Genomic DNA, 24,636 nt, shown 5'->3' with positions numbered 1-24,636 from the left:
CCTATGTTCGAATTCGAATCCGGTCAACGTGAATCTGCATTCGAACGAACGTGCTCGGGGTTTTCCCGAGCGGAATGCGAATGCGGCGTCCGTCGCGAAGCGCGCCAACACGTGCCGAATGCCCGCGCGACGTAACCGAGCGCCGGTCGGACGACTCACCACCCAGAAAGCCGCGACGGGGCCGTGACAACCCTGATGAAAATTTATTTTTTTCCGGACGGCGGATTGTGTAAATTGATTTTCATCTACCTTGCAAAACCCTTCGCATGACGCCTCTCGCTCCGCACGAAGCCAGTCAGGATGAATCCGCGATCGCGGAGCGCATCGCGTCGGCCATGCCGCGGATGACGCCGATCCACCGCCGGATGGGCGAGTTCGTGCTCGCGAATCCGTTTCGCGCGGCGACGATGCGGATCGACGAGCTCGCGCAGGCGGTCAATGCATCGATCGCGACCGCGAACCGCTTCGCGAAGGCGCTCGGCTTTGACGGCTATCCGGCGATGCGTGCGGCGCTCGTGCGCGGCTTCGAGGCGACGCTCGGCCCCGTCGAGCGGCTGCGTTCCGCGCAGGAGCAGGAACAGGAGCAGGGCGTTCGCGGCGCCGCATGGATCGATGCGGTGTTCGACCAGGCCATCGAGAACATCGAGAACACGCGTGCGCGGCTGGATGCGACCGACGTCGAGGCGGCCGTCGAGGCGATCGTTGGCGCGCGGCGCGTGCTGATCCTCGGCGCCGGGTCGAGCGCATTTCTGACCGGCCTGATGGAACACGGCTTGTCGGTGTGTCACGACAACGTGCAGTCGCTCGCGCTGCTCGGCGGCCCGACGCATGCGGCGCGGCGCTTGTATACGGCCGACTCGCGCGATCTCGTGATCGCGCTCGCGTTTCCGCGCTACGTGAAGGACACGATCGAGCTGGCACGCCGCGCGGCCGCGCGTGGCGCACGCGTGCTCGGCATTTCCGACGGACCGGGCTCGCCGCTTGCGCCGGTCGCGTCGCTGAACCTGTACGTGAAAGCTCAACGGCGCTTCGCGGCCACGTCGGAAGCGGCCGTGCTGACGATGATCGAGGCGCTGATCGATGCGGTCGCGCTGCGCACGCACCGCTCCGCGAAGTCCGCCGCCGAAATGACCGAATTCCTGTTGCCGTGGCTGATGCAGCCGCAAGCGGCGCTGCCGCCCGCCAACCCTTCTTCCTCCGGTCCGAAAAAATCATGACTTCACCCGCGATCATCGCGATTCATGGCGGCGCAGGCACGATCCTGCGCGAGGCGATGGATACCGACACCGAACGCCGGTACCGCGCCGAGCTCACCGCGATCCTGCAGGCCGCGCAACAGGTGCTCGCCGATGGCGGCAGCGCGCTCGACGCCGTCACCGTCGCCGTGCGGATGCTCGAGGATTGTCCGCTCTTCAACGCCGGGCGCGGCGCCGTCTATACGGCCGAAGGCAAGCACGAACTCGACGCGGCGGTGATGGACGGCGCGACGCTCGCGGCCGGCGCGGTCTGCAGCGCGACCCGCGTGCGCAATCCGGTGCTCGCCGCCCGGCGCGTGATGGAGGCGAGCGAGCATGTGCTGTTCGCCGGCGCGGGCGCCGACGCGTTCGCGGTCGAGCAAGGCCTCGAACTCGCCGAGCCCGGCTATTTCGACACCGAAGCGCGTCATGCGCAGTGGGTCAAGGCGCGCGCGGCGGCGGCCGGCGCAATGCTCGATCACGACGCCGCGAGCTTCGCGTTCGGCGCAGGGCAAGTGGCCGGGTCGGCCGCGCCGGCCGAGCCGCTCGATCCCGATCGCAAGCTCGGCACGGTCGGCGCGGTCGCGTGCGATCTCAACGGGCATGTCGCGGCGGCGACGTCGACCGGCGGCATCACGAACAAGCAGCCCGGACGCGTCGGCGATTCGCCGATCATCGGCGCCGGCTGCTACGCGGACGACGCGACCTGCGCGGTATCCGCGACGGGCACCGGCGAGATGTTCATCCGGCTCGCGACCGCGCACGACGTGGCCGCGCAAATGGAGTATCGCGGCGCATCGCTCGCCGACGCCGCGCACGACGCCGTGATGAACAAGCTGCCGCGGCTGGCCGGGCGTGGCGGGATCATCGCGGTCGATGCGCACGGCAACGTCGCGATGCCGTTCAATACGGAAGGCATGTATCGCGGCTATGCGCGCGTCGGCGAGACGCCCGTGGTCGGCATCTATCGCGACGATGCGGCCTGATTCCGGATCGCACCAGGAGACCTACGCATGACTTCGAGCCGAACCCCGTCCGCGCTGGTGCTGCCGGATCAGCGCGTCGTCGCCGTCGACGACCTGTCGGTCATGTTCCGTCGCGGCGCCGCGACGTTCGATGCGGTGCGCAACGTGTCGTTTCACGTCGATCGCGGCGAGACGCTCGCGATCGTCGGCGAATCGGGCTCCGGCAAGTCGGTCACGTCGCTCGCGCTGATGCGGCTCGTCGAGCACGGCGGCGGCGAGATCACGAGCGGCCGGATCGCGTTGCGGCGTCGCGGCGGCGCGCTCGTCGACCTCGCTCAAGCGAGCGCGGCGACGATGCGCGGGATCCGCGGCGCGGACATCGCGATGATCTTCCAGGAACCGATGACGTCGCTGAACCCGGTTTTTACGGTCGGCGACCAGATCAGCGAGGCGATCGCGCTGCACCAGTCGAAAAGCGCGACCGAAGCGCGCGCGGAGGCGTTGCGGCTGCTCGATCTCGTGCGCATCCCGGAGGCGCGCCGCGTGTTCGCGCGGTATCCGCACCAGTTGTCGGGCGGGATGCGGCAGCGCGTGATGATCGCGATGGCGCTGTCGTGCCGGCCCGCGCTCCTGATTGCCGATGAGCCGACGACCGCGCTCGACGTGACGATCCAGGCGCAGATCCTGCAACTGATCCGCGGGCTGCAGGACGAAATGAACATGGGCGTGATCTTCATCACGCACGACATGGGCGTGGTCGCCGAAGTGGCCGACCGCGTGCTCGTGATGTATCGGGGCGAGAAGGTCGAGGAGGGCGAGTCCGAGCGCATTTTCGCGACGCCCGCGCATCGCTACACGCGTGCGCTGCTCGCGGCCGTGCCGCGGCTCGGCTCGATGCAGGGCACCGATATCCCCGAGAAATTTCCGCTGCTGAAGGTGGACGCCACTGGCGCGGCCGCGCCGGCGTCCGCCGCGCACGACGCCGCCGACGCGCAGCCGCCGGTCGATGCGGCCGCGCCGCCGATTCTGCGCGTGCGCGATCTCGTCACGCGGTTTCCGGTGAAGAGCGGCGTGTTCAGCCGCGTGTCGCAGTACGTGCATGCGGTCGAGCGCGTGAGCTTCGAGCTGCGCGCGGGCGAGACCCTCGCGCTCGTCGGCGAATCGGGCTGCGGCAAGTCGACCACCGGGCGCTCGCTGCTGCGCCTCGTCGAATCGCAGAGCGGCTCGATCGAATTCGACGGCCGCGACATCAGCGCGATGAAGGGCGCGGACCTGCAGGCGCTGCGCCGGAACATCCAGTTCATCTTCCAGGATCCGTTCGCGTCGCTGAACCCGCGCCTGACGGTCGGCTTCTCGATCATGGAGCCGCTGCTCGTGCACGGCGTCGCGAGCGGCCGTGAAGCGCAGGCGCGCGTCGACTGGCTGCTCGACAAGGTCGGCCTGCCGCCGGAGGCCGCGCGCCGCTATCCGCACGAATTCTCGGGCGGCCAGCGCCAGCGGATCGCCATCGCGCGCGCGCTCGCGCTGAACCCGAAGGTCGTGATCGCCGATGAATCGGTGTCCGCGCTCGACGTGTCGGTGCAGGCGCAGATCGTCAACCTGATGCTCGACCTGCAGCGTGAGCTCGGCGTCGCGTATCTGTTCATCTCGCACGACATGGCGGTGGTCGAGCGCATCAGCCATCGCGTCGCGGTGATGTATCTCGGCCAGATCGTCGAGATCGGCCCGCGCCGCGCGGTGTTCGAGGCGCCGCAGCATCCTTATACGAGGAAGCTGATGAGCGCGGTGCCGGTGGCCGACCCCGCGCGCCGACATGCGCCGCGCCAGCTTGCGGCGGACGAGATTCCGAGCCCGATCCGCGCGATCGGCGACGAGCCGACGGTCGCGCCGCTCGTCGCGGTCGGCCCCGATCATTTCGTCGCGACGCATCGCGTCGGCGGCGCGTATTGAATTGAACGGCGAGGCGCATATGGACCGCAGCTGCGCACGCGCCAGGCAACGGCGTCATTTCCCCAGCGGATGCAGTCACGCCGCGATTTCCACCACGCGTTACCGAATCATCCACAGGAGCCAGACAAAATGAACAAGCCGCATTCGTTCCCGGTGTTCCGTCCACGCATGCTCTTCGCCGCGGGGGCAGGCGCGCTCGCGCTGTCGGTCGCGGCACCCGCGTTCGCGCAACAGAACGTCGTGGTCGCCGTGTACTCGACGTTCACGACGATGGACCCGTACGACGCGAACGACACGGTGTCGCAAGCGGTCGTCAAGTCGTTCTACGAAGGGCTGTTCGGCTTCGACAAGGACATGAAGCTCGTCAACGTGCTCGCGACGGGCTACCAGGCGTCGCCCGATGCGAAGGTCTATACGGTCAAGCTTCGCGAGGGCGTGAAGTTCCAGGACGGTACCGACTTCAACGCCGCCGCGGTGAAGGCGAACTTCGATCGCGTGACCGATCCGGCGAACAAGCTGAAGCGTTACGGGCTGTTCCGCGTGATCGAGAAGACCGAGGTGGTCGATCCGATGACGGTGAAGTTCACGCTGCACGAGCCGTTCTCCGCGTTCATCAACACGCTCGCACACCCGTCGGCGGTGATGATTTCGCCGGCCGCGCTGAAGAAGTGGGGGCGCGACGTGTCGCTGCATCCGGTCGGAACCGGCCCGTTCGAGTTCGTCGAATGGAAGCAGACCGACGACATGAAGGTGAAGAAATTTGCCGGCTACTGGAAGAAGGGCTATCCGAAGGTCGATTCGATCGACTGGAAGCCGGTGGTCGACAACAACACGCGCGCCGCGCTGCTCAAGACCGGCGAGGCGGATTTCGCGTTCACGATTCCGTTCGAGCAGGCCGCCGACCTGAAGAGCAACCCGAAGGTCGAGCTGATCGAGCGGCCGTCGATCATCCAGCGCTACATCTCGCTGAACACGCAGAAGAAGCCGTTCGACAATCCGAAGGTGCGTGAGGCGCTGAATTACGCGGTCAACAAGGAAGCGCTCGCGAAGGTCGTGTTCGCCGGCTATGCGACGCCGCAGACGGGTGTCGCACCGATCGGGGTCGAATACGCGACCAAGCTCGGGCCGTGGCCGTACGATCCGGCGAAGGCGCGCGCGCTGCTGAAGGAGGCCGGCTATCCGAACGGCTTCGAATCGACGCTCTGGTCCGCGTACAACCATTCGACGGCGCAGAAGCTGATCCAGTTCGTCCAGCAGCAGCTCGCGCAGGTCGGCGTGAAGGTGCAGGTGCAGGCGCTGGAAGCCGGCGAGCGGGTCGCGAAGGTCGAGAGCGCGCAGGATCCGGCCGCGGCGCCGGTGCGGATGTACTACAGCGGCTGGTCGGCATCGACGGGCGAAGCGAACTGGGCGCTGTCGCCGCTGCTCGCGTCCACGTCGGCGCCGCCGAAGCTCTACAACACCGCGTACTACAAGAACAGTGCGGTCGACGACGCGCTCGCGAAGGCGCTCGAGACGACCGACCGGGCGAAGAAGGCCACCCTGTACGCCGATGCGCAGAAGCAGGTGTGGGCCGACGCGCCGTGGATTTTCCTGGTGCAGGAGAAGATCGTTTATGCGCGTAACAAGCGCCTGCACGGCATGTACGTGATGCCGGACGGTTCGTTCAACTTCGACGAAATCTCGGTGAAATGACGGCGGTTCACCCGCTGCGCGGCGCCGGCGGCACACGCTGCCGGCGCGCTGATTCGATCGGTGCCCCATGCTGAATTTTCTCGTCAAACGCCTGTTCGGCCTGCTGCCCACGCTCGCGATCGTCGCGGTGCTGGTGTTCCTGTTCGTGCACCTGCTGCCGGGCGACCCGGCGCGGCTCGCGGCGGGCCCCGAAGCCGACGACGCGACGGTCGCGCTCGTGCGCACCGATCTCGGCCTCGACCGGCCGCTGCCCGCGCAGTTCGCGAACTTCTTCGTGAAGATCGCGCACGGCGATTTCGGCACCTCGACGCGCAGCAAGCGGCCGGTGTCGACCGAGATCGGCGAGCGCTTCATGCCGACGCTGCTGCTGACGCTCGTCAGCATGGTGTGGGCGACAGCGTTCGGGATGGCGATCGGCATCGCGTCGGCGGTGTGGCGCAACCGCTGGCCCGACCGCGTCGGGATGACGATCGCGGTGTCGGGCATCTCGTTTCCGGCGTTCGCGCTCGGCATGCTGCTGATGGAAATCTTCTCGGTGAAGCTCGGCTGGCTGCCCGTCGTGCCGGACGGCACGTGGAAAAGCTACGTGCTGCCGTCGCTGACGCTCGGCGCCGCGGTCGCGGCCGTGATGGCGCGCTTCACGCGCGCGTCGTTCGTCGAGGTGCTCAACGAGGACTTCGTGCGCACCGCGCGCGCGAAGGGCGTGCACGAGCCGATGGTCGTGCTCAAGCACTGCCTGCGCAACGCGATGATCCCGGTCGTCACGATGATGGGGCTGCAGTTCGGCTTCCTGCTCGGCGGCTCGATCGTCGTCGAGGCCGTGTTCAACTGGCCGGGGCTCGGGCGCCTGCTGGTCGATGCGGTGACGATGCGCGACTACCCGGTGATCCAGGCGATCGTGCTGCTGTTCTCGCTGGAATTCATCCTGATCAACCTGACCGTCGACGTGCTGTACGCGGTCATCAACCCGACCATCCGGTTCAAGTGAGGCGCGCATGAACGCGACTGTCCAGCCCGCGGCGCCGGCCGCATCGAACGCGGTCCGCACGCCGTGGCACGAATTCTGGCGCAAGTTCCGCAAGCAAACCGTCGCGCTCGTTGCGGGCGGTTTCGTGCTTGCGCTCGTCGTGCTGGCGTTCGTCGGCCCGCACATCGCGCCGTTCGATCCGGAAAACTATTTCGACTACGACGCGCTGAACGCGGGGCCGTCGGCCGTGCACTGGTTCGGCGTCGACTCGCTCGGCCGCGACATCTTCAGCCGGATCATCACCGGCACGCGCATCTCGCTCGCGGCCGGCTTCTTCTCGGTCGCGCTCGGCGCGCTCATCGGCACGTTCTTCGGGCTGCTCGCCGGCTACTACGAAGGCTGGTGGGACCGCATCACGATGCGCGTGGCCGACGTGCTGTTCGCGTTCCCGGGGATCCTGCTCGCGATCGGCGTGGTCGCGATCCTCGGCAACGGGATGGTCAACGTGATCTGCGCGGTCGCGATCTTCAGCATTCCGGCATTCGCGCGGCTCGTGCGCGGCAACACGCTGATGCTCAAGCACATGACCTACGTGGAAGCCGCGCGCAGCATCGGCGCGTCCGACTGGACGATCATCATGCGGCACATCCTGCCGGGCACCGTGTCGTCCGTCGTCGTCTACTTCACGATGCGGATCGGCACGTCGATCATCACGGCGGCGAGCCTGTCGTTCCTCGGGCTCGGCGCGCAGCCGCCGACGCCGGAGTGGGGCGCGATGCTCAACGAGGCGCGCGCGGACATGGTGAGCGCACCGCACGTCGCGATCTTCCCGAGCCTGGCGATCTTCCTGACCGTGCTTGCGTTCAACCTGCTCGGCGACGGGCTGCGCGACGCACTCGATCCTAAGCTGGAGCGCCGCTGATGCGTGCGGTGCCGATGTGGGCCGCGACGCTGCCGGCCGGGCCGCGCGGCACGATCGCCGACGTGCCGGGTGTGACGGTCGGCCATGCGACGCTCGATGCCGGCGACGTGCAGACGGGCGTCACCGTCGTGAAGCCGCATCCGGGCGACCTGTACCGCAGCAAGGTGCCGGCCGGCGCGGCGGTGATCAACGGCTTCGGCAAGAGCGTCGGGCTCGTGCAGGTCGACGAGCTCGGCACGCTCGATACGCCGATCGCGCTGACCAACACGTTCGGCGTCGGCGCGATCGCGCACGCGCAGATCCGCGCGGCGATCGCAAAAAATCCGCAAATCGGCCGCGACTGGTCGACTGTCAACCCGCTCGTGTTCGAGTGCAACGACGGCTATCTGAACGATATCCAGGCGTTCGCGGTGACGGCCGCGCATTACGACGACGCGTGCCGCACCGCGGCGCGCGACTTCTCGCGCGGCGCGGTGGGCGCCGGGCGCGGGATGTCGTGTTTCGACCTGAAGGGCGGAATCGGCTCCGCGTCGCGCGTGGCGGTCGCGGCCGGCCGGCCGTATACGGTCGGCGCGCTCGTGCTCGCGAATTTCGGCCGGCTGCCGATGCTGACGCTCGGCGGCGTGCCGCTCGGGCGCATCGTCGCGCAGCGGCATGCTGCGGCGGCCGCGCAGGCGGCGGCGCCCGAGCAAGGCTCGATCATCCTGCTGCTCGCGACCGATGCGCCGCTCGACGCACGGCAACTGTCGCGGCTCGCACGCCGCGCGGGTGCGGGCCTGGCGCGCACCGGTTCGGTCTACGGGCACGGCAGCGGCGACATCGCGCTCGCATTTTCCACCGCCTACACGATCGCGCACGACGCGTCGAGCGTCGCGCTGCCGGCCCTCGTCGCCGATGCGGCGCTCGACCCGCTGTTCATGGCCGCGGCCGAAAGCGTCGAGCATGCAATCGCCGACGCGCTGCTGCGGGCCGTGACCGTGGTCGGGCGCGACGGCCACGTGCGGCAATCGCTGCGCGACGCGGTGCCCGATCTCGAGCGCCTGTTCAACGACGACTACAAAGGACGTCATATTCCGTCATGAAAATCCTGATCTCGACCGACATCGAAGGCGTCGCCGGTGTGTTCGCCGTTGAGCAGACGCGGGCCGGCAATCCGGAGTACGAACGTGCGCGCCGCTGGATGACCGCGGAGGCGAACGCGGCGATCGAAGGTGCATTCGCGGGCGGCGCGCAGACCGTGTGGGTCAACGACTCGCATGGCGGCTTTCGCAATCTGCTGCCCGACGGGCTCGATGCGCGTGCGCGCGTCGTGCTCGGCAAGCCGCGCACGCTCGGGATGATGGCGGGCCTCGAACAGCAACCCGATCTCGTGTTCATGATCGGCTTTCACGCGAAATCGCAGACGCACGGCGTGCTCGCGCACACGATCAACAATTTTGCATTCACGCAGGTGTGGCTGAACGGCGTCGAACTCGGCGAGGCGGGGCTGTACGGCGCGCTGGCGCGCGAATACGGCGCGCACGTCGCGCTGGCGTCGGGCGACGACGTGTTCGCCGAGGAAACCCGGCCGCTGTTTCCGGACGCGCGTTTCGAGACGGTCAAGACGGCCCGCGGCGCATCGAGCGGCGACACGCTCACGCCGGCCGCGTCCTGCGCGCGCATCGCGACCGCCGCACGCGAAACGGTCGAGCATGCGCTGTCGTCCGGCTGGCGCGCGACCGCGCATCGGCCCGCGCCGGCCGCTTGCACGCTGCGCGTGCAGACGGCCGCGCTCGCCGATCTGTTCTGCATGCTGCCGACGCTCGAGCGCGTCGATGCGGTGACGTTGCGCTTCGACGGGCCGTCGGTCGAGCACGTGGTGCGCACGTTGAACAGCCTGTCGGCCATGTCGTTCATGCTGCGGTGATGTGCGGCGCGTCACGCAGGCCCGGCGGGTGTCTCGAGCCGGAACGCTGCAATCGCGGCGGCTGGCGCAAAGATGGGTTCAGCCCCACACACGATGAAACGTAGTTGGCATCTCCGCTCCGATGAAGTCGCAATCCGGCCGATTGGGCCGTCGGGTCGTGCGACCGTCCGGTCGCACAGGCGTGGAGCGGATCTCGGACCGAACGAAGGTGACCCGCCTTCGATACCAGATCATTCATGATGGAATTCCGGCCTTGAGAAATACGCTGCCAGATCCCTACGACCACATTCCCCGGAGCGTGGTCGTGACCGCCAACGACTATCCGGCGGGCACGACGTTTCCGGAGCACGCGCACGGGCGCGGGCAGTTCGCGTTCGCGTCGCGCGGCACGATCAGCGTGTCGACGCCGCACGGCCGCTGGCTGGTGCCGCCGCAGCGCGCGTGCTGGGTGCCGCCCGGCGTGCGGCACGAAATGACGATGACCGGGGCGGTCACGATGCTCAACACGTTCGTGTCCGACGACGCGGCCCGGGCCGCGGGGCTGCCGGACCAGTGCGGCGTGTACGGCGTGTCGCCGCTGTTGCGGCAACTGATCGACGATGCGATCGAGCTGCCGGCGATGTACGACGTCGATGGCCGGGCGGGCAAGCTGATGGCGCTGCTGGTCGCGGAAATCGCGACGATGCCGCGGCTGTCGCTGCACGCGCCGCTGCCCGCCGACGCGCGCCTCGCGAGTATCTGCCGGCATCTGTTCGCGTCGCCGTCGATCGCGGCCGATCTCGACCAGGTGGCGACCCATGCGGGCGTGAGCCGGCGCACGTTTACGCGGCTGTTTCGCGCGCAGACCGGCGTGAGTTTCGCCGCGTGGCGTCAGCAGGTCTGTATGCTCGCGGCGATTACCCGCCTGAGCGACGGCCAGCCGGTGACGCGGGTCGCGTTCGAGCTCGGCTATGCGAGCGCGAGCGCCTTTACGTCGGCGTTTCGCCGCATCCTCGGCGATACGCCGAGCCGGTATCTGGAGGCTCGCCGCTAGGCGCGGCGGCGCCGCGGTCGCGCACGAAAAAAACGCGCCTGCCAGGATTCGGTCAGGCGCGCTTAAAGGCACTCGGTCAGAAAAAATGCGCGACCAGCCGGCGGGCCGGCGTTCGCGCATTCATTCATGAAAATTGTTGCCTATCCCGATTCAATTCCATCGGCTTATCGCGGATAGCAAAGCATACGCTGCATAACGCGCGAACGAAATCGCGTGCTCCCAACGATTCATGTGCTGCCGCAGCATGCGTTTCAATCGCGCGTTCGACGCCGAGGTCGGAGGCCGCCAACCATGGACTTGGGCCATGGTCGTCGGGCGTGCTGCGCCACAACATCGAATGTTGTCGCCCGAAAACGAAAACCGCCGCATGACGCGATGCCTGTCGGTATCGCGCCACACGGCGGTTCGGTGCGAGCAGCCGGCCTGCGCCGGCTCGCGCGTCACACGTCGAAGAACACGGTTTCGTCCGGCCCCTGCATGCGGATGTCGAAGCGGTACACGACGGGGCGGCCCGGCTGCGCATCGCGTTTCGCGACGAGCGTCGCACGGCGTTCGGCCGGCACCAGGTTCAGCACCGGATCGGCCGCGTTCGCCGCGGCTTCGTCGTCGAAATACACGCGGGTGAACGCGTGCGTCAGGATCCCGCGCATCATCACGGTCACGTTGATATGCGGCGCTTCGTCGGCGGCGACGCGGCCCGGCTTTACCGTCGGGACCACGAAGCGGTTCTGCGGGTCAGTGCCCGTGCCGACGCGTGCGAAGCCCGTGAAGCCGGACTTCGCGATGTCGTCGCGCGACGCGGGATAACGGCCCGCGCCATCCACCTGCGTGAATTCGAGCACCGCGTCACCGACGACGTTGCCGTCGCCGTCGAACACCTGACCCACCAGCAGCACGTGCTCGCCTTCGGCGTCCGGCGTGGCGATCGCCGGCGTGAACAGGCTCTTCAGGTCGTAATCGTATTGCTGCGGGCACAGGCCGTATGCGAAGTACGGGCCGACCGTCTGCGAAGGGGTTTGCTTCAGCGTCGTCATGGTTCAGCGCTCCATCGGGGTAGCGTCGCGGCCGCGCAGCACGATGTCGAATTCGTAGCCGAGCGCATAGCCTTCTTCGGTGATGTCCATCGAGAAGCGCGAGATCAGGCGATCACGCGCGGCTTCCGGCGTGCCCTGGAAGATCGGGTCGTACGCGAGCAGCGGATCGCCGGGGAAGTACATCTGCGTGACGAGGCGCGAGCCGAAGTAGTCGCCGAACAGCGAGAAGTGGATGTGATTCGGGCGCCACGCGTTCGGATGGTTGCCCCACGGATAGGCGCCGGGCTTGATCGTCAGGAAGCGGTAGCGGCCTTCGTTATCGGTCAGGCAGCGGCCCGCGCCGAGGAAGTTCGGATCGAGCGGCGCGTCGTGCTGGTCGACCTTGTGCACATAGCGGCCGGCGGCGTTCGCCTGCCATACCTCGACGAGCGTGTTGCGCACGGGCTTGCCGCCTTCGTCGAGCACGCGGCCGGTGACGACGATGCGCTCGCCGAGCGGCTCGCCGTTCTTTACCGAGTTCTTCGTCAGGTCGTGGTCGAGCGCGCCGAGATCCTCCGCGCCGTAGACCGGCGCGTACTGGTCGCGCAGCTTTTCCTTCAACGGGATCATCGGGCGCGTCGGGCCGCGCTTCACCGACGAACGGTACTCGGGGTGGACATATGCGGGATGCGACGGCCAGTCGCGCGGCGTGAGGATCGTGGGGGAATCCATCGGGTGTCTCCTGATAGGTATTTCGCGAGGGGATGGCAAGACTGTAACCAATCCGGAAAGTTATGCAAAATGACCTTTTTTAGCGAATCGCATAACCGTTAGTTATGTTCGCCGACCCCAATGAAAATCCGCCGGACAGGCGGCCTGTCCGGCGGAAAAAGCGATCGGGCTTCGCGTCGTCGGTGACGACTCCGTGCACGGCCCTCCAGCCAGCCCGTCGCTGCTTTTTTGTGTTTCGTTGTTGTTGTTATCAGGCCTCCCCGAGCGTGCCCGTCGTTCGTTTTTCGTCCTTCGTCGTTCGTTGGTTACGGTCGGGCGGGATCGAAGACGATCCCGTCGAATTCGAGCGACAGCGTGCCGCTGCGCAGCAGCGCGGCCGGCGTCGCGGTGCGCTCGGCGCCGAGCACGTCGCCCACGTAGTTCGCGCAGAACCCGCGGTGCGCGAGCAGGCTGAAGCGGCTGCCGAGCAGCGCGTCGATCCGCTGTTCGGCCAGCGCGTGCACGGTGCGCTGCGCGTCGGCGGTCGGTGCCGCGACGCGGCGAGCCAGCGCAACGCGTCCGCCGTCGGCGCGGGCGATGAAGCGCGACAGCGGCGTGAGCTTCGTCCGCGCAAACGCGGGCTCGGCGACCAACGGTTCGTCGCCCGACGTATCGACGACGATGCCGAAGCGATCGGCCCACGCGCCTGCGTTGCCCGCCGCGTCGCGCAACGCGCCGGCCGGTACGCGAATGAACACGAGATCCCCGACGTGCGCGCCGGCGGCCAGTGTGCGCACCGTGGCGAGCGGCAGCGTGCGGTCCGTGTCGCGGGCGTCGCGCGGCGCGGTGGGATGCGGTTCGAAGGCGGTGGTGTCGGTTCGGGTGCTCATCGCGGCTCCGTGGGGCAGTGACAGGACGGAGCGGATTATGCGGACAAGTATCCAAAAGTGCTTGTGTGGATGCTTGAGTAGCCTAATATCCGACCTTGAGCACCATTTTTCGATACCAATATGACCGAGACCGCCCAACTCATCGAAACGCTGAAGCGCCAGCTGAAGGCGCAGGGAATGACCTATCGCGACGTCGCGCGGGCGCTCGACGTGTCCGAGACGAGCGTGAAGCGGCTGTTCGCGAGCGGCCGCTTCACGCTGGAGCGCGTCGCGGAGATCGCGCAACTGCTCGGCTATACGCTCGCCGAACTCGTGCAGGAGGCGTCGGCATCCGCGCCGCGCTTGCGCGTGCTGACGGAGCAGCAGGAGGCGCTGCTCGTGTCGGACGAGAAGCTGCTGCTCGTCGCCGTTTGCGCGGTCAACTACTGGACCGTGCAGGACATCGTGTCGGCCTATTGCCTGACGCAGGCCGAGTGCGTGAAATACCTGCTGATGCTCGACCGGATGAACGTGATCGCGCTGCTGCCGGGCGACCGGATTCGCGTGCGCGTCGCACGCGATTTCGACTGGCTGCCGGGCGGGCCGATCCGCCGTTATTTCCATGCACACGTGCTCGACGACTTTCTCGGCAGCCGTTTCGACGGCCCGGGCGAGACGATGACGTTCTCGCAAGGGATGCTGACCGACGCGGCCGCCGCGGAACTCGAGCAGGAACTGCGGCGGCTCGGCGCCAAGGCGGCGGCGCTGCACGCGGAGTCGTCGTCCGCGCCGCTCGGGCAGAAGCGCGGCACGGGCCTGCTGATCGCCAAGCGGATCTGGGAGCCGACCGGCTTCCACGCGCTGCGGCGCCATGCGTGACACCGCGCCGAACGCTTGGGCCTTTCCGGAAAGTTATGCAAAATGGCCCCACGTCATCACTTGCATAACCGCCCGTTATGAATAACCGTATCGCCGACGGCCGCGTCAAATTCCGGCACCTGCAGTGTTTTCTCGCGGTCGCGCAGCTGGGCGGCGTGCAGAAGGCGGCCGAAAGCCTGTCGATCACGCAGCCGGCCGTGTCGAAGACGATCGCCGAACTGGAGTCGATCCTCGGCGTGAAGCTGTTCGAGCGCGGGCGGCACGGCGCGCAGCCGACCCGCGAAGCGCAGCTGTTCCTACCGCATGCGAACGCGTGCGTGCTGGCGCTGCGACAGGGCGTCGGGCTGCTTGCGCGCGAGGGCGGAGCGGCCGCGGCGACCCTCGAGATCGGCATGCTGCCGACCGTCGCGGCATCGCTCGCGCCCGCGCTGATGAAGGCGCTGGCCGCACGCTGGCCGCGCATCGTCGTGCGGATCGCGACGGCCGCGAACGCGGAGTTGCTGGAGCGGTTGAAGGCGGGCGCGATCGAATGCGCGATCGGGCGCCTGTCGGAGCCGGAGCGAATGATCGGGCTCGCGTTCGAGCAGCTGTACAACGAGCCGCTCGTCGCGGTCGTGCGCGCCGGGCATCCGCTGCTGGCCAGCGCCGCACCGGCCGCCGAACTCGCGCGCTATCCGGTCGTGTTGCCGCCGTTCGGCACGCTGATCCGCCAGTCGGCCGAGCAACTGCTCGGCGCATGCGGCGCGCCGCCGCTGGATTCGTTCATCGAGGTGCTGTCGGTGTCGGTCGCACGCGCACTCACGCTCGAGAACGACGCGGTCTGGTTCGTGCCGCTCTATGCGGCCGAATACGACCTGTCGGCCGGTGCGCTCGCGCGCCTGGCGCTGCCGTCCGCGGGCACCGACGAGCCGGTCGGGCTCGTGCTGCGCACCGATGCGCAACCGTCGCCCGTCGCGCGGACGCTGATCGACGCCGTGCGCGAAATCGCTCGCGCCCGGTTCGGCGATACGCGAGCGCATCGCGCGCCGCCCGGCGCACGCAAGCCGGCTCGCCGCGCACGTTGAGACGCCGCGCAGGGCCGCGCCACGCGGCGCTCGGCTGCCGTTCCTTCCCCCTCATTCGTTAGCCGTTCGGTCAGTAGCGGGCTTCGTCGTGCTTGGCATATCGTATCGTTTTTGATACGCTTGATGGCACGACGATGGCGAGACAGCAGATTCAGATCACGCTCGGCGTGCGATTCTTCCGCACGGCGCGCGGCAACGAGCCGGTGCGCGAATGGCTCATGGCGCTCGGGCAGATCGAGCGCAGGGTGATCGGCGAAGAGATCAAGACCGTTCAACTGGGCTGGCCGCTCGGCATGCCGCTGGTCCGGAAGATGTCGAAGGATCTGTGGGAAATCCGCGTGATGTTGCCGAGGCGAAGCGCGCGCGTGCTGTTTACGGTCGTCGGCGACACGATGGTGCTGCTGCACGCGTTCTTCAAGCAGTCGCAGGCCACGCCGTCCGACGATCTCGACGTGACCGTCGCGCGGTTGAAAGCGCTCACGCACGCCATCTGAATTTCCCGGTTGCGCCGGCACGTGCGAGCGCCGCTGTGCCGGCCGGCAACGCCATGCATTGGAGTATCCATGACGACCACGAACAACCCGCATATCGGCAGCGATTTCGACACCTTCCTCGACGAGGACGGCCATCTCGAAGCGGCCACCGCCACCGCGATCAAGCGCGTGATCGCGTGGCAGATCGGGCAGGAGATGAAGGCGCAGCACATCACGAAAACCGCGATGGCCGCACGGATGAAGACCAGCCGCGCCGCACTCAACCGGCTGCTCGACGAAACCGACACGAGCCTCACGCTCGCGACGCTCGCGAGCGCGGCCACCGCACTCGGCAAGCGGCTCAGCTTCGAGCTGGTGCCGGCCTGACGCGTGCCCGGTGAACCGGCGGGCAGCCGATTTCCGATGGAGGCTCACGCTGTTTTCCGGTGGTCCCATGGAGGGAGCGGCGGCTTACCGGTTCGCGGTGTCGTTCAATTCCGCTGTCGTGGTGCAAATTGATTAGATTGAAGGCTCAAATTGCTCCAGCACAGCGCACCCTCCCGTGGTTATTCAAACCACTATAGAAAATCGCCGTTACCCGACATACCTAATGCGCCTTCAGCGCGATCCCGGCGTCGGGTTGCGATATCCGAGGACGCTTGCCTATTGGGCGATGTCCAAGCACGGTCGATTGTGTGTTAGTCGGGGCGACTGACGTTCGAATTTCTTGGATTTTCAGACTCTTTCTAGTGAAGCGCTAAAGGAATTCGGACCCGTTCTATTTTTACCAATTGTTGTTTTTCATACACTCGAAAAGATCTGCAATGTGACGTGCAATTGTGCTCAGTAAGACAAACGTTTGCGCTCGACTCAACTGCAGTGGATGCGCGAATAAAGGAAAACGATGAGCAACTGCAGTCGGCACAGTCGAACGGATGGGGGCATGTCACGAGAGCCCAACCTCAAGGTCGGGCGTCCTCGGTACGCTGCGCGCAATGCGCTAAAGGCAATTTCCAGCTTTCTTGCGATCATATCGGCTACGCATGCCAACGCGTCGAGTCTGGCGAATCTCGCCGGCGAGGCGCTCGCGCAAGATGCCACGTTCAGGAGCGCCGAAGCTGCGTGGCGTGCAGGGATCGAAAGAGCGCCTCAAGGGCGGGCGGGACTGCTGCCGCAAGTTGGCATCCAGCAGGTCATCTATCGCAATGGCGTGCGGATTCCAGGGCAAACCATTCCCGGCTATTCGACCAACGGTTTCACCCTGACGCTGAACCAGCCTCTCTTCAACTGGGCCGCGTGGGAAAACTGGCAGCAAGGCCAACTCCTGGCGATGGATGCCGATCTTGCGTTGGCGCAAGCGAAGCAGGACTTGCTCCTTCGCGTTGCTCAGGCCTATCTGGCCGCACTGAATGCACAGGACGATCTCGCGCTCGCCGTCGGCCACCGCAAGGCCGTCGCGGAACAACTGGCGCTCGCGAAGCGCCGCTTCGCGCTGGGTGATGCGACCATCGTGGATACGAACGAGGCATTGGCCGGTTTTGATGCTGCGCGAGCCGATGAAGTCGCCGCGCAAACGCAGCGCGATACCAGCTACGCGGCGCTCCAGAAGATTGTCGGTCATCCTGTCGACAGGGTAGACGGATGGCGTGACGATGCGCATCTGCCGCCCGTGGCGACCGCAGACCTGCAACAGTGGATGGACACGGCTGCCACTGCGGATTACGGAGTGCGTCGAAAAATGATCGCGATCCAGCTCGCCAGCCGCGAGCGAAGCAAGGCACGCGCCGGTGACTATCCCACTGTCTCGCTGGTCGGCAACGCCAGCAACGGCAATGCGGCGTTTATCAATGGACAGACGAACTTCTACACCGGCGCAAGCCGTGGCAGCTCCGGCTACGTTGGCATCCAGATCTCGTTGCCTCTGACCGACGGCCTGATGACCCGCAGCAAAATTCGCGAAGCGCTCGCGCTGGAGGACAAGGCTCGCGAAGATCTGGACGACGCCCAGCGCAGCGCCCGGCTCACGGCCCACGACGCGTATTTGGGCGTCACGCGAGGACTGGCGCAGACCGATGCGCTGGCGAGCGCGGTGCGGTCCGCCACGATCGCGTTGCGGTCGAATCAGACCGGCTACCGGGTCGGCGTTCGTGTGAACGCTGATGTGCTTGGCGCAGGCGATAAGCTCTACCGGGCCCAGCGCGATTTCGCGCGCGCCCGTACGGAAACGCTCGCCCAAGCGCTGAAGCTGAAAGCGAGCACCGCCGACCTGGGCGAAGCCGACCTTGCGGCACTCGATACGATGATGGTCGAGCACACGCCCGCCCGCATCCCGAGCTCCGGCGCATCGGGAGGACACTGATGTATCAACTCATCAGGCGCCATCTGGTGATCGCTGCCGCGTTCGGTATCGCATCAAATTTGCTGCTGCTGACGCCGACCATCTACCTGCTGCAGGTCTACGACCGCGTGCTACCGAGCCAGAGTATTCAAACGCTGCTGATGTTGATGGCCTTCATGGCGATCACACTTGGGATGAATATCTGCGTCGATATTGCCCGCAGCCGGATCTTGTCGGACCTGGGCGTGCAAATCGGCAACCGGCTCGAGCGACTCGCATTGCAGGCGCAAATTTCCGCTCACGCCCATCGCCTGCCGTCACGCACGCTCGCGAGTCAGGGTGACATCAATACGTTGCGTGCCTTTCTTGCGGGTTCCGGTGTGATCGCCTTTTTCGACGCCCCGTGGCTGGTGGTCTACGTGGTGGTCATCGGCCTTTTTCATTGGTCTTTGGCACTGATTGCGGCGCTCAGCGCACTGCTGTTGGTGAGTGTCGCGCTGGTCAACGACCGGCTCACGCGCAAGGGCATCGAGTCTTACCTCGCGCGGCAGCGGGAGGGGGATGCGTTCTACCAGCACCTCATTCGCAACGCCGAAGTCATGACCGTGCTCGGCATGACGGAAAACCTGGTGGGTGCCTGGGATGTACGCAAGCGCGACTACATCGCCGCGCAGCGCGACGTGTCGGATCGCAGCGCGTTTTATCGCGACTTGACCAAGGGGCTGCGGCAGGCGATCCAGGTGATCATGATGGGGGCCGGCGCATGGCTGGTGATTTCGGGCCATGCGACGCCGGGCGTGATGCTGGCCACGACCATCCTGCTCGGCAAGGCGTTGGCGCCGATCGAACAGTTGATTGGCAACTGGAGGCAGGCCGGCGAGTTGCGCGAAGCATGGCCTCGTCTGGAGGCACTGCTGGCCAGTCAGACCGAGGCCGAACCGATCGCGTTGCCACCGCCCACCGGCGAAATTCGGGTCGAGCAGATCGCGTTCAGCGTGCCGTCGCGAACGCCCGGCCTGGGACGGCTATTGCTGCGCGGTATCAATTTCACGCTGGCCGCGGGCCAGACGCTGGTGATCACGGGGCCGAGCGCATCCGGCAAGTCGACGTTGCTGCGGGTCATCGCGGGGTTGTGGCGACCGCAGGCAGGTGCGGTGCGGCTGGACGGCGCCGACATGGCGCAGTGGCCCCGATCTTCCCTGGGCCGGTATCTCGGGTACGTGCCGCAGGACGTCGAGCTGTTCGCAGGCACCGTCGCTGAAAACATCGCCCGGACCGCGAAGCCGCTCCCGCTCGATTCGGCCGCGATCGTGCGCGCGGCGAAGCGAGCGGAGGTTCACGAGATGATCTTGAATCTTCCCGATGGATACGAGACGCTGATCGGTGACGCGGGAGAGCTGTTGTCCGGGGGCCAGCGTCAGCGCATCGCCCTCGCGCGTGCCTTGTACGGCGAGCCAGCCGTGCTGCTGCTGGACGAGCCCAATGCGAGCCTCGACACGATGGGGGAAGCCGCGCTCGAACGCGTGCTGCGCCATCTGAAAGCCGATGGAATGACCGTCATCGCGGTCACCCACCGGCCGTCTCTGCTCGCACTGGCTGACCGGATATTGCGGCTGAAAGATGGCCAAATGGAACGGCTTGACATGCCACCTGGACCGGAGCAAGTCGATAGCGATTCGTGCACAGCGAATGGGCAAACCGACGACACCAGTGGCTTACCGCAGGGAATCGATTTCTCCGCGTTGCAGGCAAGCCGGTCTTCGTTGCAGGCCGCCCGGGTGCCAACGCTTGGTCCGGCGATGGAAGGCAACCGATGAGAACATCCATGCCGTTACATCGTGTGAGCCAACGTCTGAAACGCTGGTGGCCCGCTTCCGTGGCATCCGACGGCAGCGTGCTGCCGTTGCCGCGCCGCTTGATCGGCGCCAGCGTCGGCGGTCTCGTCGTCGGTCTGGGTTTGATGTGGGTGTGGGCTGCGCTCGCGCCGATTTCTGGCGCCGTCGTCGCAGAGGGCTCGGTGCGCACCGAAGGCGAACGCAAAACAGTGCAGCACCTGGAGGGCGGGATCGTGAAGCAAATCCTGGTCCGGGATGGCGATCGTGTGAAGGCGGGCCAAGTGCTGGTTGTGCTGGACAACGTGAGTCCGGCGGCCGAATTATCGGCGTTGCAGGCGCAATTCGATGCGGAGCAGGCAAAGATTGCGCGTCTTTCCGCCGAACGCGAACTGAAGGAAACGCTGGCGTTCCCGGCCGCGCTCGAGAAACAGCGCGACGATCCGCGCGTTGCCGAGTTGCTGGCACGCGAGTCTTCGCTGTTCATCGCGCGCCGGCGTGCGTTCGCCGACCAGAGCACGATGCTGCGCACCGAACTGGCGCAGACCCGCCAGGAAATCGCGATCAGTTCGCAGTTGATTCAGACGATGAACCGCAGCTACGACATGGCGCGCCAGCAGCGGCGGACCAACGAAACGTTGCAACAGGAAGGTTTCGTTGCTGAAACGAAGGTGCTCGATTTGCGGCGGGCCGAGGCTGATGCACTGTCGCGCGTCCAGTCAGGTGCCGCCGATCTGAGCCGCGCGAAACAGCGGCAGACTGATCTCGAACTCCGTATTGCCGGGCTACGTCATGACTATGTGAAGGCGGCTGACGACCAGCTTAAGGAAGCGACCACACGCGCGATCCAGATTGGTGAGCGGCTACGCCCAGCTCGCGATCAGTCTGCCCGTACCCGCGTGACGGCACCGGTGGCAGGCGTGATCGTTGGCTTGAAGGTGCACACGATCGGCGCAGTAATCGCGCCTCGCGAGCCGATCGTTGATGTTGTCCCCGAAGGGGCGCCGTTGATCGTGGAAGCGAATATCCGACCGGACGACGTGCGCGAGATCGCGCCTGGTAGCCACGCCGACGTTCGGCTGACGGCCTACAACTCGCGCACCACGCCGATGCTCGACGGCAAGGTCACATACATTTCGGCTGACGCGCTGACCGACAGCGACAAGCGCACGCGGTTCTACGTGGTTCGGGTCGAGGTGCCGGCGCAAGCACTGGAAAGGGCCAACCGTCTCGCCAAGGAGCCGGTCGCGCTCGGGCCGGGGCTCCGGACCGAGGTGTATATCAGCACGCATGCGCGCTCGGCCTTCGATTATCTGCTCGAACCGGTCAGGGACGGGATTCGGAAGTCGATGCGGGATTGATTCAATGGGGCATCGGATCGACTCCAGGACTTTTTATATGTGGTTTTTAGCGGCCAGGATGATGAAGGCTGCAGCACTAGTTGTCGTAGTGGTTACCGCAACTGCGAGCAATAGTTATGCGGAGCCCGCACCCGCGTCCGACGCGTCGGCTAAGGTGCCGTGCAGTCAGCATTCTGCACAACGCAAATACGTGTATCAACCGCATACTTCATGGAAAAGCTATCTGGGGTTTACGGAAGAGTTAGATTCGATAATTGCCAGATTAATTTTCTCGAAAGAGGGTGAAGAGGCGACGAAAATGATATCCAGGCCGAAAAATACTGTCGATTTGGTCGGGAATCTTAAGGTGATTTTTGATGGAGATATCCTGCTTCAAGATAAATTTTATACAGCTGAAAATCTGAAAGATATTTTTAACCTCGAGGAGGTGGCTGTATTAGATGACCGCAACGGAGCTGAGCGACATATTTCAATTTCGGGGGGCGTTTCAGATTCGGTATCTCCGAGAATACAGGCGTCAGAACGCTTTGGAGGATCGATGCGCGGTGCCGGATTTGGGGGCGGGAAAACGATTCATCAATCGGGTGTGGTCGCGGCAGCCATAAACTTTGGAATTTACAAGGGCGGTCCGGATTTCGAGGCGACCTTGAAAATATTCTCGAAGAGATTCGTTCTTGTTCCGCCGCAGCCATCGCCCCACGGTGGCCCAGGTGCGCCAACAGCACCTCATGGAAACCAGACGTTGCGGTACCAGCAGGTAGACGATCAAATCGAGAAGGCGATTACAGTTGGATTCAATCGGAATGCTGAGCTTTCTAGGGTTATTGTTGAGATTAAGAGAAATAAAAATGATGGCGAATCAGAGAGCCAACGAAACTTGCCGCCATGAAGGTTTTGTTTCTGAAACGAAGGTGCTCAGTCTACGACGGACTGAGGCAGGCACACGCGTATACATCCAGTTGGGTTTTGCCAATCTGAGTAGCTCGATGCGGTGGTCGAAGATATAGCCTATTTGGCAAGGTGCTTCTTCATGGATTCGGGGTCCGTCAGATAAATTCCGTAATCTGTAAATTGAGCGATTTTTTTTAAAGGAGTAAGTCTCATGAAGGATGTGAAAGTAACCGGTGTTGCGGGTGCGGTGGTGGAAAGTAATATCGATTTTGCTCGGCCGGAAGTTTCCTCTGCTCGCCTGGTAAGTAGTCTGCGCCATGCGCAGTCAGTTGAGTTTCCAGAAATTCCGCCTGCAATGACGAGTCGCCTTAGCTTCGTTCAGTTGAAAAATCCGACGGCAATGTATTCGGGTTCGGTCGATTCTAATTATTCGTCCCCGGTGACATCTCTAATTATAAATACCAAATCAATTGGTCTTGACTAAAAGGCTTTGTGTCAAATGAGGAGAATTTCACTTTTCTTGCTCGCACCTGGATTGATCGCCCTTGCGGCATGTGTGAATTATGAGGCGGGTTTGGCGTCACCTCGTTCATCACACGATATTCTGTTTGGCATCAAGGCTGTGGCGGACTCGAAAGATTTGACCGACGTGGATTTTGTTGGAAAGCGATTGCAGATTGATCTTGTAAAGGGTCCTGAGATGCCAGTTTTCATTATGGGATATTTCGGCCCCGCGACAGAAATTTTGAGCGCGTCCTTATTTCTGTATCAATGAATGTGGCGGAGATTTGTATTAGTCCGGCTGATGTGAGGGGTGTATTTCATAAGATCGATCGATCTGTAAACCCACATGCTTCGTGGTCGACCTTTTCTTACGATAGTCCGAAGATGAAGGGTGTCGGGGCTTACTTCCAGTTTGGAGAGGATGAGTGTCTTCGTGGTTTTGGATTTTTTCAAAATACCAAAAGGAATAAATAATATGTCAGTCATTACCGGTAAAGAGGCGATGTTTGTCAACGTCAAGATAACTCAGGATGAACTCGGTCTGATCAATCGGAGTCCCACGCTTGTGGATCAATTGTTGAAATACAATAACGATGTGTTGAAAGAGGCGGTTCACCCTATTCAGGTCAGTGCGGGCGAGAGTGGTATGATCTGGGACGCGAAAATTAAGACCATTCAATTCGGGAGGTATGACAATAAGGCCTATGATCAGCTCGAATCACGAGTCTTTGTCGGAGTATTAAGTCATGAAATCGGCCACTACATCAACGATGCACATGATCGAGACATTAATAGGCAGTATGGCGCAAAAATGCGAGAGGACTTCGATCTTGCAGCAGTCATCGGTGTAAACAAGGAGAGGGAGGCAGCCTATAACAACTGGCTGGTTGCCCGGGAAATTTTTCAGAATAATGGGCAACAGATCGTTGTGCGTGGCGACCGGGCGGATTATGTCGGTGCATTGGAATATATATATCCGCACGCATGCACGCTCGGCAATCGATTATCTGCTCGAACCGGTCAAGGGCGGGATTCGTAAATCGATGTGAGGTTAACGTGACGACTCGATATCGGAAAGCGGGTCGTGCAATTTCCGCGCAGCCACCGAAATTAAATCCATTTCGATGATGATTTTGTGAAGTCGGAGTTCGTTGGATCAACTCCTTGCCTGGTTGTTAAACGCAGTTTCTGAAAGGAGCAAGACTAATGAAAGCTGTGACAGCAGCCGCAGTGGCCACCGCCACGGTGGCAAGCAACATAAGTTATGCGCAACCAGTGCCGGCATCCGACCTGCTGGTCGCGTTGCCGGGAGGTTTGGGTTATACCCGACCGGATGACACACCACAAATAGCTCCTGCATTGTCTAGCCATTTGAGTTCCACGCAACAAGCTGATCTTACAACTAGTCAGTCTGTTCTTCGGAAAAATGGAAAAGAGGTGGGGAAAATGATATTTAGACCGAAAACTCCCGTCGAATTTGCTCAAAACCTCAAGATAATTTTTGATGGCGATCTTCTGCTGCAAGATTCATTCTACACCGAGGATAATCTGAATGATATTTTCAGTCTGGAAAAAGTCAATATAGATAATGATATCGAGGATCGTGAAAAAAATATATCAATTTCGGGGGCTGTATCCGATTCTATTTTTCCGAGAATAAAGACATCCGAATTTTTTGGTGGATCGGCTTCCGGTGCGCATTTTGTTGGTGGAAAGCTTGATCAAGCAGAGTTTGTCAGGGCTGGTTTGAATTTTCATATGTATGTAGGCGGTCCAGATTTTTATGCTGCCGCGAAAATATTTGAGAAGAAATTTGTTCGCGTTCTGCCTCAGCCATCTCCTCATGGCGGTCCGGGGCTAGCCACGGCCCCTCACGGAAACGAAACGTGGAAGTTCGAGCAGGTAGACGGTCAAGTAAATAGGGCAATTACCATCGGCTTTAACTCCGCCGGTAGCCTTTCTAGTGTTCTTATTCAAATCAAAAAAATTAAGAAATAAGAGGTGTGAAAGTGGCAGTTGCTCTCGAAAAAA

At 63.8% G+C, this 24,636-nt stretch carries 24 protein-coding genes; 21 read left to right on the top strand and 3 right to left on the bottom strand.

The window, feature by feature from the left end; translation table 11 throughout:
• Positions 1–266 precede the first annotated feature (266 nt).
• From ABIC50_RS25700 to ABIC50_RS25660, 9 genes are all read left to right on the top strand, one after another.
• Positions 267–1,217: a MurR/RpiR family transcriptional regulator gene (locus tag ABIC50_RS25700; protein ID WP_175698334.1), complete on the top strand. Its 951-nt coding sequence runs from the start codon at positions 267–269 to the stop codon at positions 1,215–1,217.
• Positions 1,214–2,221, top strand: a complete 1,008-nt coding sequence (locus ABIC50_RS25695; RefSeq protein WP_354167766.1) for an isoaspartyl peptidase/L-asparaginase family protein — start codon at positions 1,214–1,216, stop codon at positions 2,219–2,221. The genes ABIC50_RS25700 and ABIC50_RS25695 overlap by 4 nt, the downstream gene beginning before the upstream one ends.
• 27 nt (positions 2,222–2,248) lie before the next feature.
• Positions 2,249–4,150, top strand: coding sequence for a dipeptide ABC transporter ATP-binding protein (locus tag ABIC50_RS25690; protein WP_354167763.1), 1,902 nt, complete (start codon positions 2,249–2,251; stop codon positions 4,148–4,150).
• A gap of 129 nt (positions 4,151–4,279) precedes the next feature.
• Positions 4,280–5,842, top strand: coding sequence for a glutathione ABC transporter substrate-binding protein GsiB (gene gsiB, locus ABIC50_RS25685; RefSeq protein WP_354167760.1), 1,563 nt, complete (start codon positions 4,280–4,282; stop codon positions 5,840–5,842).
• Positions 5,843–5,909: 67 nt separating this feature from the next.
• Complete coding sequence (gene gsiC / locus ABIC50_RS25680; RefSeq protein ID WP_175662916.1) at positions 5,910–6,830, top strand: glutathione ABC transporter permease GsiC; 921 nt, start codon at positions 5,910–5,912, stop codon at positions 6,828–6,830.
• A gap of 7 nt (positions 6,831–6,837) precedes the next feature.
• On the top strand, positions 6,838–7,731 hold the full coding sequence (gene gsiD / locus ABIC50_RS25675; RefSeq protein WP_006751202.1) for a glutathione ABC transporter permease GsiD: 894 nt from the start codon (positions 6,838–6,840) through the stop codon (positions 7,729–7,731).
• Positions 7,731–8,813 carry a DmpA family aminopeptidase gene (locus ABIC50_RS25670; protein WP_354167757.1) on the top strand — a complete coding sequence of 361 codons (1,083 nt, stop codon included), beginning with the start codon at positions 7,731–7,733 and terminating at the stop codon, positions 8,811–8,813. Before gsiD ends, ABIC50_RS25670 begins: the two co-directional genes overlap by 1 nt.
• Positions 8,810–9,637 (top strand): M55 family metallopeptidase, encoded by an 828-nt coding sequence (locus ABIC50_RS25665; RefSeq protein ID WP_354167754.1) that lies wholly within the window; start codon positions 8,810–8,812, stop codon positions 9,635–9,637. Before ABIC50_RS25670 ends, ABIC50_RS25665 begins: the two co-directional genes overlap by 4 nt.
• 253 nt (positions 9,638–9,890) lie before the next feature.
• Positions 9,891–10,670, top strand: coding sequence for an AraC family transcriptional regulator (locus ABIC50_RS25660; RefSeq protein WP_041491442.1), 780 nt, complete (start codon positions 9,891–9,893; stop codon positions 10,668–10,670).
• 440 nt (positions 10,671–11,110) lie between these two features.
• Here the strand turns inward: ABIC50_RS25660 and pcaG are convergent, their stop codons facing one another.
• From pcaG to ABIC50_RS25645, 3 genes are all read right to left on the bottom strand, one after another.
• Positions 11,111–11,704, bottom strand: a complete 594-nt coding sequence (pcaG, locus tag ABIC50_RS25655; protein ID WP_354167751.1) for a protocatechuate 3,4-dioxygenase subunit alpha — start codon at positions 11,702–11,704, stop codon at positions 11,111–11,113.
• A gap of 3 nt (positions 11,705–11,707) precedes the next feature.
• Positions 11,708–12,415, bottom strand: a complete 708-nt coding sequence (pcaH, locus tag ABIC50_RS25650; protein ID WP_011658600.1) for a protocatechuate 3,4-dioxygenase subunit beta — start codon at positions 12,413–12,415, stop codon at positions 11,708–11,710.
• Between the two features lie 305 nt (positions 12,416–12,720).
• Positions 12,721–13,284, bottom strand: coding sequence for a YiiX/YebB-like N1pC/P60 family cysteine hydrolase (locus ABIC50_RS25645; RefSeq protein ID WP_354167748.1), 564 nt, complete (start codon positions 13,282–13,284; stop codon positions 12,721–12,723).
• Between the two features lie 120 nt (positions 13,285–13,404).
• Here ABIC50_RS25645 and ABIC50_RS25640 point away from each other — a divergent pair, with 120 nt between their 5' ends.
• The 12 genes from ABIC50_RS25640 to ABIC50_RS25585 all read left to right on the top strand — a co-directional run bounded on the left by ABIC50_RS25640 (position 13,405) and on the right by ABIC50_RS25585 (position 24,603).
• On the top strand, positions 13,405–14,142 hold the full coding sequence (locus ABIC50_RS25640; protein ID WP_006751195.1) for a helix-turn-helix domain-containing protein: 738 nt from the start codon (positions 13,405–13,407) through the stop codon (positions 14,140–14,142).
• Positions 14,143–14,219: 77 nt separating this feature from the next.
• Positions 14,220–15,206 (top strand): pca operon transcription factor PcaQ, encoded by a 987-nt coding sequence (pcaQ, locus tag ABIC50_RS25635; RefSeq protein WP_175698341.1) that lies wholly within the window; start codon positions 14,220–14,222, stop codon positions 15,204–15,206.
• A gap of 134 nt (positions 15,207–15,340) precedes the next feature.
• Positions 15,341–15,700: a type II toxin-antitoxin system RelE/ParE family toxin gene (locus ABIC50_RS25630; RefSeq protein ID WP_354167745.1), complete on the top strand. Its 360-nt coding sequence runs from the start codon at positions 15,341–15,343 to the stop codon at positions 15,698–15,700.
• Between the two features lie 69 nt (positions 15,701–15,769).
• Positions 15,770–16,066 (top strand): XRE family transcriptional regulator, encoded by a 297-nt coding sequence (locus tag ABIC50_RS25625; protein WP_012365874.1) that lies wholly within the window; start codon positions 15,770–15,772, stop codon positions 16,064–16,066.
• 556 nt (positions 16,067–16,622) lie between these two features.
• Complete coding sequence (locus ABIC50_RS25620) at positions 16,623–18,038, top strand: TolC family outer membrane protein (protein WP_354167743.1); 1,416 nt, start codon at positions 16,623–16,625, stop codon at positions 18,036–18,038.
• Positions 18,038–19,834, top strand: a complete 1,797-nt coding sequence (locus ABIC50_RS25615) for a type I secretion system permease/ATPase (RefSeq protein ID WP_354167740.1) — start codon at positions 18,038–18,040, stop codon at positions 19,832–19,834. The genes ABIC50_RS25620 and ABIC50_RS25615 overlap by 1 nt, the downstream gene beginning before the upstream one ends.
• 8 nt (positions 19,835–19,842) lie before the next feature.
• Positions 19,843–21,210, top strand: coding sequence for an HlyD family type I secretion periplasmic adaptor subunit (locus ABIC50_RS25610; RefSeq protein WP_354167737.1), 1,368 nt, complete (start codon positions 19,843–19,845; stop codon positions 21,208–21,210).
• Between the two features lie 37 nt (positions 21,211–21,247).
• Positions 21,248–22,099 carry a hypothetical protein gene (locus ABIC50_RS25605; RefSeq protein WP_354167734.1) on the top strand — a complete coding sequence of 284 codons (852 nt, stop codon included), beginning with the start codon at positions 21,248–21,250 and terminating at the stop codon, positions 22,097–22,099.
• 213 nt (positions 22,100–22,312) lie between these two features.
• Positions 22,313–22,585, top strand: coding sequence for a hypothetical protein (locus ABIC50_RS25600; protein ID WP_354167732.1), 273 nt, complete (start codon positions 22,313–22,315; stop codon positions 22,583–22,585).
• A 36-nt stretch (positions 22,586–22,621) separates the two neighbouring features.
• Positions 22,622–22,876 (top strand): hypothetical protein, encoded by a 255-nt coding sequence (locus ABIC50_RS25595; RefSeq protein WP_354167729.1) that lies wholly within the window; start codon positions 22,622–22,624, stop codon positions 22,874–22,876.
• A gap of 204 nt (positions 22,877–23,080) precedes the next feature.
• Positions 23,081–23,644 carry a hypothetical protein gene (locus ABIC50_RS25590; protein ID WP_354167726.1) on the top strand — a complete coding sequence of 188 codons (564 nt, stop codon included), beginning with the start codon at positions 23,081–23,083 and terminating at the stop codon, positions 23,642–23,644.
• Positions 23,645–23,811: 167 nt separating this feature from the next.
• Positions 23,812–24,603, top strand: coding sequence for a hypothetical protein (locus ABIC50_RS25585; protein ID WP_354167723.1), 792 nt, complete (start codon positions 23,812–23,814; stop codon positions 24,601–24,603).
• Positions 24,604–24,636: the final 33 nt, after the last annotated feature.

This window comes from Burkholderia sp. 567, from assembly GCF_040545115.1.
Classification (GTDB): Bacteria; Pseudomonadota; Gammaproteobacteria; order Burkholderiales; family Burkholderiaceae; genus Burkholderia; species Burkholderia ambifaria.
The sequence above is the reverse complement of the archived record's forward strand: the minus strand, read 5'-3'. Positions and strand labels throughout refer to the sequence as shown.